The sequence below is a fragment of the Gaetbulibacter aquiaggeris genome (genome assembly GCF_044003965.1).
GTDB classification, from domain to species: Bacteria; Bacteroidota; Bacteroidia; order Flavobacteriales; family Flavobacteriaceae; genus Yeosuana; species Yeosuana aquiaggeris.
In genome coordinates this window covers 26273-46600 of record NZ_JBAWKC010000002.1, presented here as the reverse complement: position 1 = coordinate 46600, position 20328 = coordinate 26273, and the positions used below count along the sequence as shown (strand labels likewise).

Here is a 20328-nt window from a genome sequence, read left to right as displayed (position 1 = left end):
TTTTAATCTAGACCGTCACTGGGATTGGAATAAGACTTTTAATTTCTGAATGAATATTTTCTAACACTTCTGCACCTAATTCTAATTCATTGATAATCATTTGCTTTTTGTCTTCAAAAACGTTTGAAATGTTGTTAAATAAATTCTGATAATACAAAACACCTTCTTTCATATTATTAGTAAAGGTTAGTAGGTATTTTTCTTCCTTTTTATTCATTTCATTTTTAACCTCTAATAATTTATTTTTAAGATATTCTAAATAGATATGAAGCTCTTTTATAAACATATTGGGCCTGTCTGTTCTGATAATCATATTGTCTCTTCCATAAATATGATCAGTCATATTTTTTAAACTCATGATTTTTGAATAATATGCCATGTTTGGACCAGGGCAAACTGAAACACCTTTCCCTTCAACCTTAGTATCTAAATTATAAGCTAACAGGGCAGAAGTCCCTAAGCCGACACACGTACAAGTTTTTTCTGTGATTTTATTTAATGAATTTTGATAGTCTTCTTTTGATAATTCACTAGCATCTAGTTCTTTTATTTTTAAGTATTGGTATTCTCTTGATGCGGTACAAATACCTGTTTCTTTAAATTCCTTATTTAATGACACAAATTTTTTGGGACAGGAGCTACCAGGTCTTCCTTTAGTAATAAGGGCTTCTTTTTCTAAATCTTTGGTGTTTGCTTTCAGATTATTGAAAGGAACACCTAAAGGTGAAATATCACTTAAGTATAAATCTTCCTCTTTTGCTTGAACTAATTGATTCAACGTTTTTTCGTCAACCGTTGTTGCCTCAGGAACTAATAAAAATGGGGTCCCCCAACCAATGGAATCCAATTGATAATGATTTAATAAAAATTCATGTTCTTCTTCAGTGCCTACGCCTCCTTGGGCAGATATTTTTATTGTTAAAGGGTTTTGCGAAACAGTTCGACCTTGGTTTACTAATTCCTGATTTAAAATATCTTGAATTGATTCTCTTAACTCTTCACGTTTCTCTTTAAACTCCTGCAAAACTGGTCCAAGAAGATATCCGTCGGTCGCAAAGGCATGACCACCACAATTTAGTCCAGATTCAATTCTATATTCAGATACCCATAATCCTTTTTTAGCTAAAAATTTCCCTTGAATCATAGCTGATCTATAATCACTAACCTTTAATATTATTTTCTTATTAAAGTGACCTCTTTCATTTGGGTAAAAATCATCAAATTGACTCATATAAGCATACAGTCTTGGATTCATTCCAGCAGACAAGATAACCGAAGACTTTAATTTACTTTGAGCAAAACCTCTAAGTGCTGCATGAGCGTCATTATATTCTACCGGTAATTTCTCGTTTTTAAGGTAGTTATCCTTATCAACTTTAGTCATGATGTTAACATCTATCTGCCCTAAGCTTAAGTTGTTACTTGCCCAACTTTTTATTTCAGATATATTGAATCCGTTTTCTGTGATTTTTTTGAATTCAGATTTTAAAGAAGATCCATTGGGGAGCATATTAATATAGGCTTTAATCTCTTCGCTTTTCTCCGTAGATACATTCTTTAATGCTTCAAATTTCTTTTCAGCTAAATCACTAATTAAGTTTAAATAGGAGGTAATTCTTTTGGCTCTAAAGTCCTCCATTTTATCTGTTATCTCTCTGTAAGGAATTTCAAATTTTTCGCTGTACATTTTTCTTAGTTTCTCTAAAAGAATATCGTCAACTAATGAAATTACAGAATCAATACCATATTGAGCTACTTTTAAAGGAGTATCTATAGTAAATCCAATACCCATAACTGGGATATGAAATGAATGTATGTTTTTCATGTGATTATTTTAAAGTGGTCAATAAAAATAATCATCCAGCCTTCAAGTACATTATACAAAAGGCTCGATGATTTATGTTTGCTATTAATGTAATCAATTGGTAAAGATATGGGGTTAAATCCTCTTATAATATGATATTCATCATAAAGCAAATAACCTGTAAATTGATACCTTGATTTATTTTAATATATATTCCTTTTCTGTTTCCTGATGTTGTTCTTGAAATTTTGTGATAGCATTGGCTCTAATATCTGCTAATTTATTTGATGCTTTTTCAATATGATAATGTCTTAATTGATGCTCCTTTTGTCTGCCTGAACTAAAACTTGAAACACGTTTTAAATATCCTATAACCCGTGTAGCGTGATCTACATTGGTTGAGCCACAAGAAGTGCATATATAATTTGTTCTTTTGTCCATGCCATTGCAATCATTGCAAATAGTAATTTTAATATTAAAACAGAAATAGTTACAACCGGCCATTGCGGTTGCATGAATAAGCTTAATAAACCCTTCTTTATTAGGGGCTTCTTCCAGATTCAAATGCAATGCTGATCCTCCATCAAGGTATTTTATTATTTCCTTACCGTGTAATATTATTTTATCTAATGTGTTTGTTTGTTGATCTTCTACTTTATAGAAATAAGAATTATAACAATCCCGTGGCACAAATAAACCATCTTGTTTATCCCATTTCGCATTTTTTATTCCTAGATTTTCAGCAGGAACAAATTCTGTATTAAACATATAGCCATATTGTTTTTTGGCAAGTTTGTTTTCATCATAAATAACTTTTAAATGTTTATTTACAAAATCCTTATATTCATTATTATTACCAACTTTAATTCCTAAACTTTCCGCAGCCTCAACCATACCATTAATTCCAATAGTCAAGAATTGTTTGTCAAGTGCAATAAACCCAGCCTTATAAACAGGTAGTAAGCCAGCCTTTTCATATTCTTCTATAAGTTTTCTATAAGCTATCTGGTATTTATGTATTTTTTTTACTTCCTCTACAATATTGGCTCCTTGTTGCACCAACCTATTCATATTCAAGGTTATCACATTTATAGAGCCCGTTGCTACACCACCAGCTCCTAAAGAATAACTAAAGGTGTTGTCGCTTATTTCACTGCGTAACCTGCAACAAGACGCTAAACTATCCGCGCTTTCTGATTGGTAAATGAAAAAGGAATTGCCTTCACTTAATTCTTTAGCACACATATCCGTAAATTCTACATCTACAGGTTTTCCATCATTTATCAACATGGCTGCAGTAACTACAGGAAAGGTTAAAATGGCTTTACTACGTTCTCCGTTAAACCATTTCATAAAATAGGCCTGAAGTTTTTTAACGCTTTCCCATTTAGGTTTAGTCATATCTGGAAACACAAAATCCGCAAACATGCTATTAAAATAGGTTTCATCATATATTGAAATATTCCAGAAGACCGATTGATAGCCTCTTGCAGCTGCAGGTTGATTAACCGCATATACCACATGCTGCAAATGATTAGCTATGAGATTTTCATTATTTTCTATATAGTTTTCACCATAATCTTTTGAGGCAAAATGATCAAAATACATCAAAAATTCAACCGTAGCCAAAGCTCCTGCAAATTGAGAGCTCACTGCAAAAACCAAATTCACAAATTCCCCACAAAAACTTTCCAAATGCTTAGGCGCTCTACTTTCACCGCCCACTTTAGTGAGTCCATCAAGTAAAAACGGATACATACTTATTGAAACACAATAGGGTTTTAAGGAGGTTTCATCATGAACATAAATTTCATGTGATTCAATTTGTCTTATATATTCATTAGCTGTGTCATCTCCAAATAGAGACGCAATTTTACGTTTTACCAAAGCTCTATTAACCTGTATATTGATATCCTTATTTAGCTCGGCTTCCATGGTTGCAATGTTTTTTGAAGTCACATTGGCATTGGCATCAACTTTAGAACCATCTGCAGCGTTTGAAGAATTGATATAATGGTCAATAAAATCTATTTTTTGATTTACTTGGGTGCTGGTAAGTCGTATCATACAATTTAATTTTTAATGAATAAGTTATTTTTTATAGTATTTGATTTAATCTCAATAAACTTCTGATTGGTTTTTTCACTATTCAACCCACCCAAATTTGGATCCCATTTACCAATTTTAACCCAGTTAAGTTCATCAAGTATTGTTTTAGAAACCTGGTCCTGTCCTGTATAAAGACATGTTTTATAACATTTCTGTCTGGCTAACTTTAACATGTTAACTAATTGCTCTTCGTGCCATTCTCCACCCATAAAAAGAACACAAGTTGCCAAGTTTTCATATTGCTGTAATAATTCTAAAAACCTTTCATTGGTGAGTGTGTCGCCATTAAATTCTTTCCATAAATAAGGAGAATGGCATCCGTCACATTTTAAAGGACATCCGCAAATGGAGAAACACAAACTAATTTCTCCGGGTACTTCTTGAAATACGACTTGAAAATCGTAATAATTCATTTATCAATAAAATTTAAAGGATTATAAGGTCTTTTTATAGTTTATAAAAATAAAAACTATTTACCATCATTTAAACGAAGGCCCAATGAGTTATTAAAAAGGTTATTAACAATATGAGATTTTTGAACTGAAGTCGTCAAAAAGACTTACTATATAAGTAATCTCACTCATATCCTGTTTTCAAATAAATTATCAATAATCTATAAACCAATACTACTAAAGATATTATGGCTTCTCATTATTAAAAGATACTAAAGAACCTCCCCTTTTATTTAATTATTCACAATTAGAACCGACTATACTGTAAAAATTAATAAAACTTGATGCATCAAGCAGTGATTAATTGAAGCTTCATTACTTTTACATATAATTTTATAGATTCACACTATGTCCGTTGTACCTAAATTATCGCGTTTTAAGCAAAACGTTTTGTCAAAATATCAAATTTACAATAGTATATTTATGACTCTGCCTTTTGACTCCATCACAAAAACAGGGGTTTTGCTTCCTCTATTTCATGAGACTTGTAAAAAAGGTTTTGCAAATGGAGAGGATCCAACAACCATAGTTGCTACTTTTTTTAAAAAATATCAAGCAAGACGTGATAAGCAAAGTCAGATAAATTTATTGTTTAGATTTATTCAATATATTGAAAGACAAGTCGTATTATTTGATGCGGTTGAAGATGCTGCCTTTCCTATTGTAAATAATATGGAAGGTATTGGAACGCTCAGAAATCTTAAAGAAACGGCAGTTTCTGACAATCGTTTGGAAGAATTAAAAAATTATCTCGAGGAGTTTAAAGTACGTATTGTTTTAACTGCTCACCCAACACAATTCTATCCTGGTTCTGTTTTAGGTATCATAACTGATTTAACAGAAGCTATCAAACAGAACAATCTAACAGAAATAACTAACTTATTCGCTCAACTTGGTAAAACACCCTTTTTTAAACGCGAAAAACCAACACCTTATGACGAGGCCGTTAGTTTAATTTGGTATTTAGAAAATGTATTTTATAAATCGTTTGGTGAAATCTATAATTATATTCAGCAAAACATTTATGATGACACTAATAAGCATAATGAAATAATAAATATAGGTTTTTGGCCAGGTGGCGACAGGGATGGCAATCCGTTTGTAAAACCCGATACCACCTTAAAAGTTGCTGAAAAATTAAAACAATCTATCTTAAAAAAATATTATGCAGATTTAAAAAATTTAAGACGCAAACTAACTTTTAGAGGTATTGAAGAACGCATAGTTCGTTTAGAAACTATATTGTATAATTTCAGCATCAATTTAAATACTTCTGAAAAAATTACTTCAAGAGAACTTATTCATGAATTACTGGAGATCAGAAATACAATCATAAAGGAGCATCAATCCTTATATGTTTCCGACATAAATGACTTAATAAACAGAGTCCGCCTTTTTGGTTATTATTTTGCCACACTTGATATTAGGCAAGATAGTCGCATACATCATGATGTTTTTACAACCGTTATAGACTATTTAATAAAAACTGGGCATTCAGCATTTCCGAAAAATTATCATGACTTATCTGAGAACGACCAAATCAAAATATTATCAGAAGTTTCTGAAGGCACTATAGATATCAATGCGTTTGAAGATGAAATGGTTTATAATACCCTTAAAACTATAGAAGCGATTAAAGAAATTCAACAAATGAATGGCGAAAAAGGTGCCAACAGATATATAATAAGTAATAATCAAACGGCTTTAAATGTTATGCAACTATTTGCAATGCTCAAAATAGTAGCCTTTAAAGATGCTTTAACCGTTGATGTTGTGCCCCTGTTTGAGACTATTACCGACTTAGAAAATGCTCCAAAAGTGATGGAACAGTTATATACGAATCCCCATTATATGGCGCATTTAAAAAGTAGAGGAAACAAACAAACCATCATGCTTGGTTTTTCTGATGGCACCAAAGATGGTGGTTATTTAATGGCCAATTGGGGTATTTACAAAGCAAAAGAATTACTAACAGAAATGTCTAGAAAGTATGATATAACGGCTATATTTTTTGATGGCCGTGGTGGACCTCCTGCCAGAGGTGGTGGAAAAACGCACCAATTTTATGCGTCTTTAGGACCAACTATAGAAGACAAGGAAGTTCAACTTACTATACAAGGACAAACCATTAGTTCAAATTTTGGAACTTTAGATTCTTCGCAGTATAATCTAGAGCAATTAATAAGTTCTGGCATGTTCAATCGCATTGGTAAAGATAAATTGGCCCTTTCTGAGGAAGATAGAATCGTTTTAAATGATTTAGCTGAAACAAGTTATATAGCTTATAAAGATTTTAAAAATCACCCTATGTTCATTCCTTATTTAGAAAGAATGAGCACCTTAAAATATTATGCTAAAACGAATATTGGAAGCAGGCCTTCAAAACGTTCTAATTCAGACACCTTAATATTTTCTGATTTAAGAGCGATTCCTTTTGTTGGTTCATGGAGTCAATTAAAACAGAATGTCCCTGGTTTTTATGGCGTAGGTACTGCATTAAAAGCTTATGATGATAGAGGTGAATTTCACAAAGTGGTAGCTTTATATAAAAACTCAAAATTCTTTAAGACCTTATTAGAAAACAGTATGATGTCGTTGACAAAATCGTTTTTTGATTTGACTCAGTATATGTCTAAGGATGAAGAATTTGGTGCGTTTTGGAAAATTATTTATGAGGAATACTTAAACTCCAAAAACTTACTCTTAAAGCTTACTGGATACAAAAATTTGATGGAAAACGAACCTTCCGGAAAAGCATCTATTGATGTAAGAGAAGCCATTGTTCTGCCTTTACTTACTATTCAACAATATGCTCTTAAAAAGATTCAGGAATTAGAAAAAGAAGATGTTAAAGACGAAGAACAGATTAAAATTTTTGAAAAAATCGTGACCCGTTCTCTTTTTGGAAATATTAACGCAAGTAGAAATTCAGCATAAATTTAACTTTTATAACAAAAAAAAGGAAGCCTTAAATTAAGGCTTCCTTTTTTTTCTAATTTATTTAATCTTAATGCTCATTTAATCTGAAATCCGGATAAGCATCCATGCCATGTTCATAACCATCTAAGCCTTCTAATTCCTCAATCTCTGAAACTCTGATTCCCATTGTTTTCTTCAACGCAAACAGTATAACAAAACTTGTTCCTATACAAAATACTGCATAAGATACCACTCCAATTAATTGACTTATAAATTGATCCATACCAGCAAGAGCACCAAAAATTCCAACCGCTAAAGTACCCCAAACACCGCAAATCAAGTGAACTGCAATAGCTCCAACAGGATCATCTAATTTAATTTTATCAACAAAAGCAACTGCAAAAACAATAATAGCTCCTGCTATTGCCCCTATTAAAATAGCATCTGTTGGACTCATTTGATCAGCACCGGCAGTAATTCCAACTAATCCTCCTAATATTCCATTTAAAAACATAGTAAGATCTAAATTTTTATACATTGCTCCAGATACTAACATGGCCACAACACCTCCCGCTGCCGCGGCTAAACAAGTGGTAACTAAGGTTAATGAAGTTAGTCCTGGATCTGCTGAAAGTACTGAACCTCCGTTAAAACCGAACCAACCTAACCATAAGATTAAAACACCGGCGGTTGCTAATGGAAGGTTATGCCCTGGAATAGCTTGAGCCTTTCCGTCTTTAAACTTACCTATTCTAGCTCCTAATAACCAAACAGCTACCAATGCAGCCCATCCTCCAACGGAATGTACCAAAGTAGAACCTGCAAAATCATAGAAAGGAGTCTCCAAGGTTTGTAAAAAACCACCGCCCCATTTCCAAGAACCAGCAATGGGATATACTAATCCAACATATAAAACAGTAAAAATCATAAATGGTCCAATTTTTATACGTTCAGCGACGGCACCAGATACAATAGTTGCAGCGGTGGCCGCAAACATACCCTGAAACAAGAAATCTGTCCAGTATGTATAGCCTTCATTGTATGATAAATCTAAAGCTCCGTCCACTATAGGAGACGATAATCCAAAACCAGCGAATCCTAAAAAGCCGTTAAATTCACCTGGATACATCAAGTTAAAACCAACCAAGCAGTATAATAAAAGCCCAATCGTGATAATAAAAACATTTTTAAATAAGATGTTGATTGTATTCTTTTGTCTTGTCAAACCAATTTCAAGCAATGAGAATCCCAAGTGCATAAAGAAAACGAGTGCTGTACAGATCATCATCCATACATTATTTATTGTAAGTAATTCCATAATTAAATATTATTTGTTGACGTTTATTTTAAAGTGTCTCCACCTTTTTCTCCTGTTCTAATTCTATAACTTTCTGCTATCTCAGATATAAATATTTTACCATCTCCTACTTCACCAGTTCCTGCGGATTTCAGAATGGCATTAATTGTTGCTTCTGCAAAATCATCATTAACTACAATAGACAAATACCTTCTTTGAATATCGCTTGTACTATAGGATACGCCTCTGTAAACATGTCCTTCCTTTTCGTTACCAAGTCCGGTAACATCCCAGTAAGAGAAAAAGTTTACACCAACAGCATGAAGCGCTTCTTTCACCTCACTATACTTGGATTTTCTAATAATTGCTTCTACTTTTTTCATAATATTATTAATCTAGTTTTATTCGAATTTCTTTTATTAGAAGCTATAAATAGCCGCTAAAACAAATGAACTTAAGCTTTTTTGTGGCCCTAAATCATTATCTAAAAACGCATTATCTGAAGCGTTATCAAGTCTTAATTCTGGTTTAATAGTTAAATTGTCAATAACATAACTACCAGTTAATGTGGCTGCAAAGACACTGCTGTCAGCAACACCAGTTCCAATAGCTCCAAAAATACCGTCTTCAACAAAATATTCAGCTCTTAAACCAATTTTAAAGGCATCAGAAGTTGCGAATTGCGGGTACAGGGCTGCACCATAAAAACCACCTCCATCGTCTTCAAGGCTATAATACGCACCATTTATACCTAAATAGAATTTATCTGACACATCAAATCCTCCTGTAAAATCTATCTCGAAGAAAGAAGGATCAACTAATACATTTAGGAATTGTCCTTTATAACCTAATTGTGCGCCAAACGCATAGTCCCCTGTTGGATTAAATTCAGTAGCGTCCGTATCATTCATAACACCTACCATTAAACTTAAATCATCTGATAAAGTAAAATCTGCTTTTAACCCAGTATGACTAAATGGTCCATAAGAGAATAAATAAGAGGTACTATAGTTAAAGTTACCAACTGGCGAAATAACCTCATATCCTAAAAAGGTATTGAAATTACCCATAGTTAATGTAACATTATCGCTAACATTCCAATAAGCGTATAATTGATTAACTATATTGCCTGTTGCAGAATACATTGGAGAAGCAAAAATAGCATCAGTACCTCTTGGTCCAAATACTAAATCAGCCACAAAACCAACTTTTTCTCCTTCATAAGAAGCCACAACGTTAGCCATGCCTAAAGCAAATCCTGGTAGGTTCGCAAATGAAGTTCCTGGTTTAGTCCAATTATCGGCATCATTTGGAGCATTAAGATTCGCTCTATAATAGGCATCAATACTACCACTTAAAGTAAATTTCTTTTCCTCTACTGGTGCTTCTTCTTGTGCAAATGATACAAGAGCCACCAAAAACATTGAAATTGTAATAATTTTTTTCATAATTCTTAATTTTAAGTTATTGTTTTTAACTATTATTTTATCGTTAATTCGGCGTAAACTTATATAAAAAGTTTTATACCCCTATAATTTTTAGCCCTATATCATTCATTTTTATCATTTTTTATATTTTACCCTTATTTTTTTAGGGGGCTGTCAATTTTTATTTGATATTTTGGTTTTTTGATAAATTAAGGATTTGTGTTATTATTAGAAATTAATCCTGTTTACTTTAAATCTTTCTGATATCGTACTCTTTTATAGCTGTTAATTGATATATCTGCATTTATTCCTAATTTTTTGTTATTGAATATTTATTAATATTTCCCTCATTAATTGTTATATAATTATTTTTAACTCCTTTATACATTAAAAATCGAAATAATGAATTAGCCCTAGTTATAATTTAAAGTCATCTACATATATTCGCTTTGATAAGTGATATTTCATATTAAAATTTGTTGATTATGTTGAAGAAACAAGGAATGTATTTACCGGAATTTGAACACGATAATTGTGGAGCCGGTTTTATTTGTAGTTTAAAAGGAATCAAGTCAAATGACATCATTCATAAAGCATTAGAAATTCTCGAAAAATTAGAACACAGAGGGGCCGTTAGTTCTGATGGAAAAACAGGTGATGGTGCTGGTATTTTAATAGATATCCCGCATGATTTTTTTACAACAAATTGTTCATTTAAACTACCTTCAGCTGGCAATTATGCGGTAAGCAATGTTTTTTTACCTAAAAAAGAAAATCAGCAAACTTTCTGCATCACTGTTTTTGAAAAACATTTTAAAGAACAAGGTCTTGAAATTTTAGGATGGAGAACTGTTCCTGTTGACACTTCTGTTTTAGGTGAACTAGCAGCTAAAACACAGCCTTTTATCAAACAGGTTTTTATAGGAAAAGAAAATACTAAACAGGATGATTTCCAATTTAACTTAAAAATGTTCATCGCCAGAAAAAAAGCAGAACATGAAATTTATGGTTCAAAGCTTTCGGAAAGTTCATTTTTCTACCTCCCAAGTTTGTCAACTAAAATCATTATCTATAAAGGATTATTAGTTCCAGAAGATATTAAACTCTTCTATAAAGATTTAAACGACCCTTTGTTTGTTACTCGACTAGCCTTGGTACATCAGCGTTTCTCTACAAATACTTTTCCAACATGGGATTTAGCCCAGCCATTTAGGTATATGTGCCACAACGGTGAAATAAACACCTTAAGGGGTAATGTAGCCAGAATGTTTTCGCGTGAAGAGTTAATGAAAAGTGATTGGTTTGGTGATGAAATAAAAAGCATATTACCTATTGTGCTTTTAGGAAAATCTGACTCGGCATCTATGGATATGGTGGTTGAATTACTTTTAATGACAGGTCGTTCATTACCAGAAGTCATGATGATGCTCGTTCCGGAAGCCTGGGAGAAAAATCCTGATATGTCTGAGGCTAAAAAAGCTTTTTATGAATTCAACTCTTGTTTAATGGAACCATGGGATGGACCAGCTTCTATTCCATTTACGGACGGCAATTATATTGGTGCCGTATTAGACAGAAATGGGCTTCGTCCTTCACGGTATACTGTCACTAAAAATGGTTATGTGATCATGTCTTCAGAAACTGGCGTCATTGAAATAGCTCCAAAAAATATTGAATTTCACGGGAGATTAGAACCCGGGAAAATGTTTTTAGTTGATATGAATGCCGGACGCATTATAAATGATGAAGAAATTAAAGAGGAAATAGCAAGCAGATACCCTTATAAAAAATGGTTAGACACTAACTTAGTACACCTAAAAGACATACCCTATAATGACTGCCCAATATTTTTAAATGAAGAAAAATTAAATAAACGGCAGGTTATTTTTGGCTATACTCAAGAAGATGTAAAGACCATTATTTTACCAATGGCTCAAAGTGCCAAAGAACCTATTGGGTCTATGGGTACTGACACCCCAATCGCTGTTTTATCAGATAGGCCACAATTAATATATAATTATTTTAAACAACTTTTCGCACAGGTTACCAATCCACCATTAGATGGTATTAGAGAAGAATTAATTACAGATATTAGTTTAACATTGGGAAGCGATTCAAATATTTTTGAAATCAACGAGCGTCATTGTAAAAAGTTAAAAATAAAGAATCCTGTAATTTCCAAACAAGATTTAGACAAAATTAAAAGCTATCAAAACCCAGATTTTAAAATAACGTCTTTCCCTATTTTATATGAAATAAACAAAGGACATAACGGTTTGGAAGAGGCTTTGCAAACGCTGCTTAATGACATTTTAAAAGCAATAAACGAAGGCACCAATATTATTATTTTAACCGATAGAAATGTTAACGAACAAAACGCACCAATCCCTGCCTTATTAGCTTGCTCATTTATTAACAGTGCCTTACGCACAATAGGGAAACGTTCTAAACTAAGTCTCATTATAGAGTCTGCTGAACCAAGGGAAGTTCATCATTTTGCTTTATTATTTGGTTATGGCGCCAGTGCCATTAACCCTTATATGGTTAATGAAATTATTGAAGATAACATCAATGAATTAGACATCACTATTTCCACTGAAGAGGCAGTAGAAAACTTTAATAAAGCGGTTGGAAAAGGGATTTTAAAAGTGATGAATAAAATTGGCATCTCTACCCTTAACTCCTATAGAGGTTCTCAATTATTTGAATGCATTGGTATTAACACTGTCGTGGTTAATCAATATTTCCCAAATACAGTCACAAGAATTCAAGGTATAGGTTTACATGAAATTGAAAAAGAAATTAGCAAAAGATACCTTAACGCTTATAAAGAAAAACACATTGCAGGTGATTTAGACCTAGAAGTTGGCGGCCAATACAGATGGAGAAGAAACGGTGAACAACACATGTTTAATCCATTAACCATTGCAAAATTGCAAGAATCGGTTAGAAGTAATAAACATAGCTCTTACAAGGAATATTCAGAATTGATAAATAATCAAACCAGTCATTTAATGACTATTAGAGGTTTGTTTGAATTTACAAACTATGATCCCATTTCCATAGAGGAAGTTGAACCTTGGACCGAGATTGTAAAACGTTTTAAAACCGGTGCCATGTCCTATGGCTCTATTAGCAAAGAAGCTCATGAGAATTTAGCAGTGGCTATGAATAGGATTGGTGGAAAAAGCAATTCCGGTGAAGGCGGTGAAGACGAAGAACGATTCTATAAAGACGCTAATGGCGATTGGAAAAATAGTGCCATCAAACAAGTCGCCTCTGGAAGATTTGGAGTCACTTCAAATTACTTAACCAACGCCTCAGAAATTCAAATAAAAATGGCTCAAGGAGCTAAACCTGGAGAAGGCGGACAATTACCTGGCCCTAAAGTAAATCCTAGCATAGCAAAAACCCGAAATTCAACACCTTATGTGGGTTTAATATCGCCACCACCTCATCACGATATTTATTCAATAGAAGATTTATCGCAATTAATCTATGATTTAAAATCAGCGAACCGCGAAGCAAGAATTAATGTAAAACTAGTATCTGAAGTTGGTGTAGGTACCGTAGCAGCAGGAGTTTCAAAAGCAAAAGCAGATGTTATCTTAATATCTGGTCATGATGGCGGCACCGGAGCATCCCCACTAACCTCTCTAAAACATGCAGGTTTACCATGGGAGCTAGGTTTGGCTGAAGCACAACAAACTTTAGTAATGAACAACCTAAGAAACCGTGTGGTTTTAGAATGTGATGGTCAGTTAAAAACCGGTCGAGATGTTGCCATCGCCTGTTTATTAGGAGCCGAAGAATTTGGCTTTGCAACGGCGCCATTAGTGGCCTCAGGCTGCATTATGATGCGGGTTTGTCACTTAAACACCTGCCCTGTGGGTATTGCCACTCAAAACCCTGAGCTACGCAAAAAATTTGAAGGAAAACCAGAACATGTTGTTAATTTCATGTATTTCGTTGCACAAGAATTACGAGAAATAATGGCAAAACTTGGTTTTAGAACAGTGAACGAAATGGTTGGTCAAGTTCAAAAATTAAATAGAAATAACGCTATTGAACATTATAAAGCATTGGGTATTGATTTATCCCCAATTCTTCATAGAATTCCTGTTAGTCCTGATACCAAATTATATAATACAGAACATCAAGACCATCATATGGAGAAGTCATTAGATTTTGAAATTATTAATAAAGCACATCCGGCACTTTTTAGAAAAGAAAAAACAGTTTTAGATCTCAAAATTTGCAATATGGATAGAGCAACTGGAGCCATATTAAGTAATGAGATTTCTAAAATTTACGGAGCACAAGGATTACCGGAAAACACTCTGAAAATTAATTTTACCGGTTCTGCTGGCCAAAGTTTTGGAGCCTTTTCAACACATGGTCTTACATTGATTGTCAGTGGTAACACCAATGATTATTTAGGTAAAGGATTGTCTGGAGCAAAATTAATCATCAAAGTCCCTGAAGAGGCTACTATTATTCCAGAAAAAAATGTCATTATTGGTAACGTCGCTTTATATGGCGCCACTGCTGGAGAAGCTTATATAAACGGAAAAGCTGGTGAACGTTTCTGCGTAAGGAACTCGGGAGCTAAAGCCGTTGTTGAAGGTATAGGAGATCATGGTTGCGAATATATGACTGGTGGTATTGCTGTGATTCTTGGAGAAGTAGGCAGAAACTTTGGAGCAGGTATGAGTGGTGGTATTGCGTTTATTTATGATACCAATAACACCTTCAAAAATCATTGTAACACCGAAGGCTTAAACCTGAATCCTGTTACAGAAAGCGAAGACATAAACATCTTAAAAAGTTTGATAGAAAATCATTATAATGCTACATTAAGCCCGTTAGCACAGAGAATTCTTGAAAAATGGGAAGCTGAATTACCGAAATTTATCAAAGTGCTTCCAGAAGAATACAGGCAAGCATTAATAAGACTAGAACAAGAAAATCTTATAACACGTTAAGAACATGGGAAAGACTACAGGATTTTTAGAATTTGAAAGAGAAGTTGAAAAGTACGAAGCGGTTGAAAACCGAGTCAATAATTATAAAGAATTTACCATTCCTATGGATGATAAAGCTCTTAAAAATCAAGGCGCTAGATGCATGGATTGTGGTATTCCATTTTGCCATAGTGGTTGTCCTTTAGGAAATTTAATTCCTGATTTCAACGATAACGTATATAAAGGAAAATGGAAAGAGGCTGCTAAAATATTACATTCAACTAATAATTTTCCAGAATTTACTGGTAGATTATGTCCGGCACCATGTGAAGAAGCCTGCGTACTAGGTATCAATGAAGACCCTGTAGCCATTGAAAATATTGAAAAAAATATTGTTGAAACTGCCTTTAAAGAAGGTTGGATTACAGCACAGCCACCGGCTGCCAGAACTGGAAAGTCTGTTGCAGTAGTAGGGTCTGGACCGTCAGGACTGGCAGCTGCGCAACAATTAAACAGAGCGGGACATTTGGTAACTGTTTTTGAACGCGATGCTAAAGTTGGAGGTTTACTTCGTTATGGCATTCCGGATTTTAAACTAGAAAAAAAAGTAATCGATAGAAGAATTGCTGTTTTAGAAGAAGAAGGTATTGTCTTTAAAACAAATGCTCATGTTGGCAAAAATATAAGTGTTGAAACTCTAAAGGAGGACTTTGATGCTATTGTATTATGTGGTGGTTCTACTACCAGACGGGGCATCCCTATAAAAGGGGCTCATTTAAAAGGGGTACACCAAGCCATGGATTTTTTAAAACAAAACAATCAGAGGGTTGATGGTGTTTCAGATTTTGAAGAAGTATTATATGCAAAAGATAAAAATGTGATCGTCATTGGTGGTGGAGATACTGGTTCTGATTGTATAGGAACATCCAATCGCCATGGTGCTAAATCTGTTACAAATTTTGAAATATTAAGCAAACCAGCTACTGGACGACCTGCCAATCAACCATGGCCTTATTGGCCCATGCGCTTGCGCACCAGCTCTTCACATAAAGAAGGTGCTGAACGCTTTTTTAGTATTTCAACAAAAGAATTTTTAGGCGATAAAGATGGTAATTTAACAGGTTTAATTACTACTGAAGTAGAGTGGGTTTTTAAAGAAGGTGAACGGCCACAATTAAAAGAACTGCCGAATACTGAAAAACAATGGGATTGTGATTTAGTGCTTTTGGCCTTAGGTTTTACGGGACCTGAAACAACACTTATTGACCAATTTGGCTTAGAAACTGATTTTAGAACTAATATTAATGCTTCAACTAAAAATTATATGACCAATGTCCCTGGGATTTTTACGGCAGGAGATATGCGCCGAGGACAATCGTTAATAGTTTGGGCCATTTCTGAAGGAAGGCAAGCAGCTTATCACATAGACAACTATTTAATGGGTAAATCTAATCTACCTTTAAAAGACAGTAATGATTTACCTCGAGTTTAAGCTATAGTATATCTTTTGAACGATATTTTTAAAACTAAAAAAATTAAGGTTTATGAGGTTTTAATTATTACTTAACAGAATTATTTTTAAAAAATACTATATTTACGCCTTTACACTTGTTCAAATTATGTTAAGAAACATCGGTTCTATCTTTTTATCATTAATTTTTTTGGCCTTACTTGCTGCGCCGACATTAATTTCATTGGTTGATGATTCTGTAGATATTTCCGTATTCTATTCTGCCTCAGAAGAAGAAGAAAAAGGAAGCGAAACATCAAAAACATTTGAAGTTGTATTTAATAACTCCATTGGAAATGATGCTGGTTTTTCATTTACTAAATCAATAAATCATCATGGCTATTATTTTAAAAAATATCCAAAACCTCATTTAAATCTCATTTCCCCTCCTCCTGAATTTCACATATTATAATTTTGATTTTTAGGCTTTAAATAGCCACATTGTTAGTTTTAACATCATTTAGCATTTTGCTAAATGCATAAAATTATTATAATATGTTTAAATATATTAAAAATGACTTACCGGCTAGTATAGTCGTATTTTTTGTAGCATTACCATTATGTTTAGGTATTGCTTTAGCCAGTGGTGCTCCATTATTTTCGGGGGTCATTGCTGGAATCATAGGTGGTATTATAGTAGGTTCCTTAAGTGGTTCAACAGTTGGGGTTAGTGGACCAGCCGCCGGACTAGCTGCCATTGTATTAACAGCGATAAGCACATTAGGAAGCTATGAAAACTTTTTAGTGGCTGTTGTTTTAGGTGGTATTATTCAAATCCTTTTTGGAATCTTAAAAGCCGGGATTATAGGTTATTATTTTCCGTCTTCAGTGATTAAAGGCATGTTGACCGGTATTGGAATTATTATCATCTTAAAACAAATACCTCATTTTTTTGGGTATGATTCTAACCCGGAAGGGGCTTGGTCTTTTATGCAAATTGACGGTGAAAATTCATTCTCAGAATTATTCAATATGACTAATTATATTAAGCCAGGTTCTGCCTTAATAGGTGTAATTGCTTTAAGTATTTTGTTGTTCTGGGATAAAATTTTATCTAAAAAAGGTAAATTTTTTCAAGTTATTCAAGGTCCATTAGTGGTAGTTATTGTTGGCATAATTTTCTATTTTTTAACAAAGTCAAATGATGTATTAAGCATTTCGGCTTCTCATTTGGTAAGTGTACCAATACCTGAAGACGTAGGTTCTTTTTTGAATCAATTCAGCTTTCCAAATTTCTCAGCCATTACAAATACAGAAGTATGGATTGTGGCATTTACTATAGCCTTAGTTGCCAGTTTAGAAACCCTTTTGTGTGTTGAGGCGACAGATAAATTAGACCCTCATAAAAATGTAACACCTACAAACAGGGAGTTACTGGCTCAAGGAGTTGGAAACGTTATATCTGGATTAGTTGGAGGATTACCTATTACTCAGGTTATAGTTAGAAGTTCTGCAAACATTCAATCTGGCGGAAGAACCAAACTTTCAGCCATCATTCATGGATTTCTATTATTGATTTCAGTAATTATAATTCCAAGATTATTAAATATGATTCCACTATCTGTTTTAGCATCTATCTTACTAATAGTAGGTTATAAGTTGGCTAAACCAGCATTATTTAAAAAAATGTATGAATTAGGCTGGAAACAATGGATCCCATTTACAGTAACCGTGGTGGGTATTGTTTTTACTGATTTATTAGTGGGAATATTTTTAGGCCTTACCGTTGGGATTGTTGTTATTTTAATTAAAAGCTATCAAAATTCTCATTTTTTGCATATTGAGGACAAAAGTAATGGGAAACATAAAATAAAAATGACATTTGCCGAAGAAGTGACCTTTTTTAATAAAGGTGCTATTTTGAAAGAATTAGATAGTTTACCAAGAGATACCTATTTAGAGTTAGATGTAAGGAAAACAAGATATCTTGATAATGACATTATTGAAATTCTTGAGGATTTTGCCTATAAAGCCAAAGAAAGAAATATAGATATTAATTTAATCTCAGAACGGGGAATCGTTGAAAACCCGCCAAGTTTTATTGAATTCTTTAAACTAAGACCAAAAACAGCATAAATTTAAAATATTATGAAAAAATATAAAATATTGGTGCTTTCAGATTTAAAAAGTTCTACTACTAACATCTTAAAAAGTTCAGTAAGTCTTGCAAAAATGACAAATGGTCAAATAGAATTTTTTTATGTAAAAAAACCAACAGATATATTACAAAAAGATAATCAATTGTCTGCTATTAGAACAATTAATAAAGAACATATAAACGTCCATAAAAAAATTCAAAACATCATTAACCCAATCTGTGATGAATATGGTATTAAAATAAAATACTCCTTTGCTTTTGGTAATTTAAAAAATGAAGTTAAAACCTATATTAAAGAACATCAGCCAGATATTATTGTCTTAGGAAAACGAAAACCAAAGTCTTTGAATTTTGTAGGTGATAATATAACACAATTTGTTTTAGATAAACACGATGGTATTATTATGTTCGCTACAGACAAAAATCCTATAGAACCAAATACAGAAATATCATTAGGGTTACTTAACGGTTATGACGGTTTATTTAATTTAGATTTTTCGGCAAGGTTAATAGACCATGTTCAAGAACCATTAAAGTCTTTTAAAATCATTAAAAATTCTACGGTTACAAAAAAAACAAACATGTCTGAAGACAAAAAAATAATAGAATATGTATTTGAACAAAATGATAATACTCTAAAGAATTTATCAAACTATCTAAATAAGTACAGTATTAGTTTATTATATGTAAACCGAGATGAGAAAAATACTAAGCAAGATGCCGACTTCATAAAGTCAGACATTAATGAAATAATAAACAAAACAAATGTTTCCCTTTTAATTACTGGTTTGTAACATTAAAATTTCAAATAACTTTATAAATCTAATTATAGAGAATATTTTTTAATAAAATAACATATTATGAAAGCGCATACAAGAGAAACACAAGCAACTATGACTCCTCAAAAGTCATTACAATATTTAAAAGAAGGAAACCAAAGGTTTCAAAATAATTTAAAAGCCAATAGAAACTTGCTTGAACAAGTCAATGATACTAGTGATGGTCAATTCCCCTTTGCAACAATATTAAGTTGTATAGATTCAAGAGTTTCAGCAGAATTAGTTTTTGATCAGGGTCTTGGAGATATTTTTAGCGTACGTATTGCTGGTAACTTTGTAAATGAAGATATTCTGGGAAGTATGGAATTTGCCTGCAAGTTAGCCGGCACAAAACTTATAGTCGTTTTAGGACATACTAGTTGCGGTGCCGTTAAAGGCGCTTGTGATGATGCTAAAATGGGCAATTTGACTAAATTAATAGAGAAAATCACTCCTGCAGTAAAGGCCGTTGCCGAACCAAAAGATGCTAGTTTAAGAAATTCATCTAATTTAGAATTCGTTGATACAGTTGCAAAGAAAAATGTTGAACTGACAATAGATAGAATCCATAAAGAAAGCCCTATACTTTCAGAAATGGAACAAAACGGAGAAATTCTCATTGTTGGCGCTATGTATGATATAAACAATGGTGAAGTGACTTTTTTTGAATAAAAAACATTCCTCAATTGAGTAAAAATGAATTGAAAAATAAAATTGCATTGACAGTGCTAACAAAATTGTTAGCACTGCGTTTTTATAGGAACGCCTATAATAGCAATATTGTCAATTAGAAATGTATTTAGTAAATAAAACGTTCGGTCTTTGACAGAAACGGCTTTATTATAGAATTAGTTATAGGCTAAACGAAAATATAAGAATCCAAACGTGTTATATAAATCAATTTTTTGAAACCATTAGCAGAGATCAATT

At 32.9% G+C, this 20328-nt stretch carries 13 protein-coding genes; 7 read left to right on the top strand and 6 right to left on the bottom strand.

What is annotated here, in order from left to right; all coding sequences use genetic code 11:
- Nucleotides 1-7: 7 nt before the first annotated feature.
- From V8G56_RS06595 to nrdG, 3 genes are all read right to left on the bottom strand, one after another.
- Complete coding sequence (locus V8G56_RS06595) at nt 8-1825, bottom strand: hypothetical protein (RefSeq protein WP_395437648.1); 1818 nt, start codon at nt 1823-1825, stop codon at nt 8-10.
- Between the two features lie 177 nt (nt 1826-2002).
- Nucleotides 2003-3871, bottom strand: coding sequence for an anaerobic ribonucleoside-triphosphate reductase (nrdD, locus tag V8G56_RS06590; protein ID WP_395437647.1), 1869 nt, complete (start codon nt 3869-3871; stop codon nt 2003-2005).
- Between the two features lie 5 nt (nt 3872-3876).
- A complete protein-coding gene (nrdG, locus tag V8G56_RS06585) occupies nt 3877-4326 on the bottom strand; it encodes an anaerobic ribonucleoside-triphosphate reductase activating protein (protein ID WP_395437645.1) in 450 nt (149 codons plus the stop codon).
- Nucleotides 4327-4713: 387 nt separating this feature from the next.
- Here nrdG and V8G56_RS06580 point away from each other — a divergent pair, with 387 nt between their 5' ends.
- Nucleotides 4714-7302 (top strand): phosphoenolpyruvate carboxylase, encoded by a 2589-nt coding sequence (locus V8G56_RS06580; RefSeq protein WP_395437644.1) that lies wholly within the window; start codon nt 4714-4716, stop codon nt 7300-7302.
- Between the two features lie 70 nt (nt 7303-7372).
- On the opposite strand, the gene V8G56_RS06575 is transcribed toward V8G56_RS06580, so the two are convergent.
- The 3 genes from V8G56_RS06575 to V8G56_RS06565 are packed head-to-tail and all read right to left on the bottom strand — an operon-like array spanning nt 7373 to nt 10029.
- The gene (locus V8G56_RS06575) at nt 7373-8602 is read right to left on the bottom strand and encodes an ammonium transporter (protein WP_395437642.1); all 1230 of its coding nucleotides are present in this window, start codon (nt 8600-8602) and stop codon (nt 7373-7375) included.
- Nucleotides 8603-8625: 23 nt separating this feature from the next.
- On the bottom strand, nt 8626-8964 hold the full coding sequence (locus V8G56_RS06570; protein WP_395437641.1) for a P-II family nitrogen regulator: 339 nt from the start codon (nt 8962-8964) through the stop codon (nt 8626-8628).
- Between the two features lie 36 nt (nt 8965-9000).
- Nucleotides 9001-10029 carry a porin gene (locus tag V8G56_RS06565; RefSeq protein ID WP_395437640.1) on the bottom strand — a complete coding sequence of 343 codons (1029 nt, stop codon included), beginning with the start codon at nt 10027-10029 and terminating at the stop codon, nt 9001-9003.
- Between the two features lie 464 nt (nt 10030-10493).
- Here V8G56_RS06565 and gltB point away from each other — a divergent pair, with 464 nt between their 5' ends.
- The 6 genes from gltB (at nt 10494) to V8G56_RS06535 (ending at nt 20070) form a co-directional block, all read left to right on the top strand.
- Nucleotides 10494-14993: a glutamate synthase large subunit gene (gene gltB, locus V8G56_RS06560; protein ID WP_395437639.1), complete on the top strand. Its 4500-nt coding sequence runs from the start codon at nt 10494-10496 to the stop codon at nt 14991-14993.
- Nucleotides 14994-14997: 4 nt separating this feature from the next.
- Complete coding sequence (locus V8G56_RS06555) at nt 14998-16464, top strand: glutamate synthase subunit beta (protein ID WP_395437637.1); 1467 nt, start codon at nt 14998-15000, stop codon at nt 16462-16464.
- A 127-nt stretch (nt 16465-16591) separates the two neighbouring features.
- Nucleotides 16592-16894 carry a hypothetical protein gene (locus V8G56_RS06550; protein WP_395437636.1) on the top strand — a complete coding sequence of 101 codons (303 nt, stop codon included), beginning with the start codon at nt 16592-16594 and terminating at the stop codon, nt 16892-16894.
- Nucleotides 16895-16977: 83 nt separating this feature from the next.
- Nucleotides 16978-18558, top strand: coding sequence for a SulP family inorganic anion transporter (locus V8G56_RS06545; RefSeq protein WP_395437635.1), 1581 nt, complete (start codon nt 16978-16980; stop codon nt 18556-18558).
- A 12-nt stretch (nt 18559-18570) separates the two neighbouring features.
- Nucleotides 18571-19374 (top strand): universal stress protein, encoded by an 804-nt coding sequence (locus tag V8G56_RS06540; protein WP_395437634.1) that lies wholly within the window; start codon nt 18571-18573, stop codon nt 19372-19374.
- A 66-nt stretch (nt 19375-19440) separates the two neighbouring features.
- A complete protein-coding gene (locus tag V8G56_RS06535) occupies nt 19441-20070 on the top strand; it encodes a carbonic anhydrase family protein (protein WP_395437633.1) in 630 nt (209 codons plus the stop codon).
- Nucleotides 20071-20328: the final 258 nt, after the last annotated feature.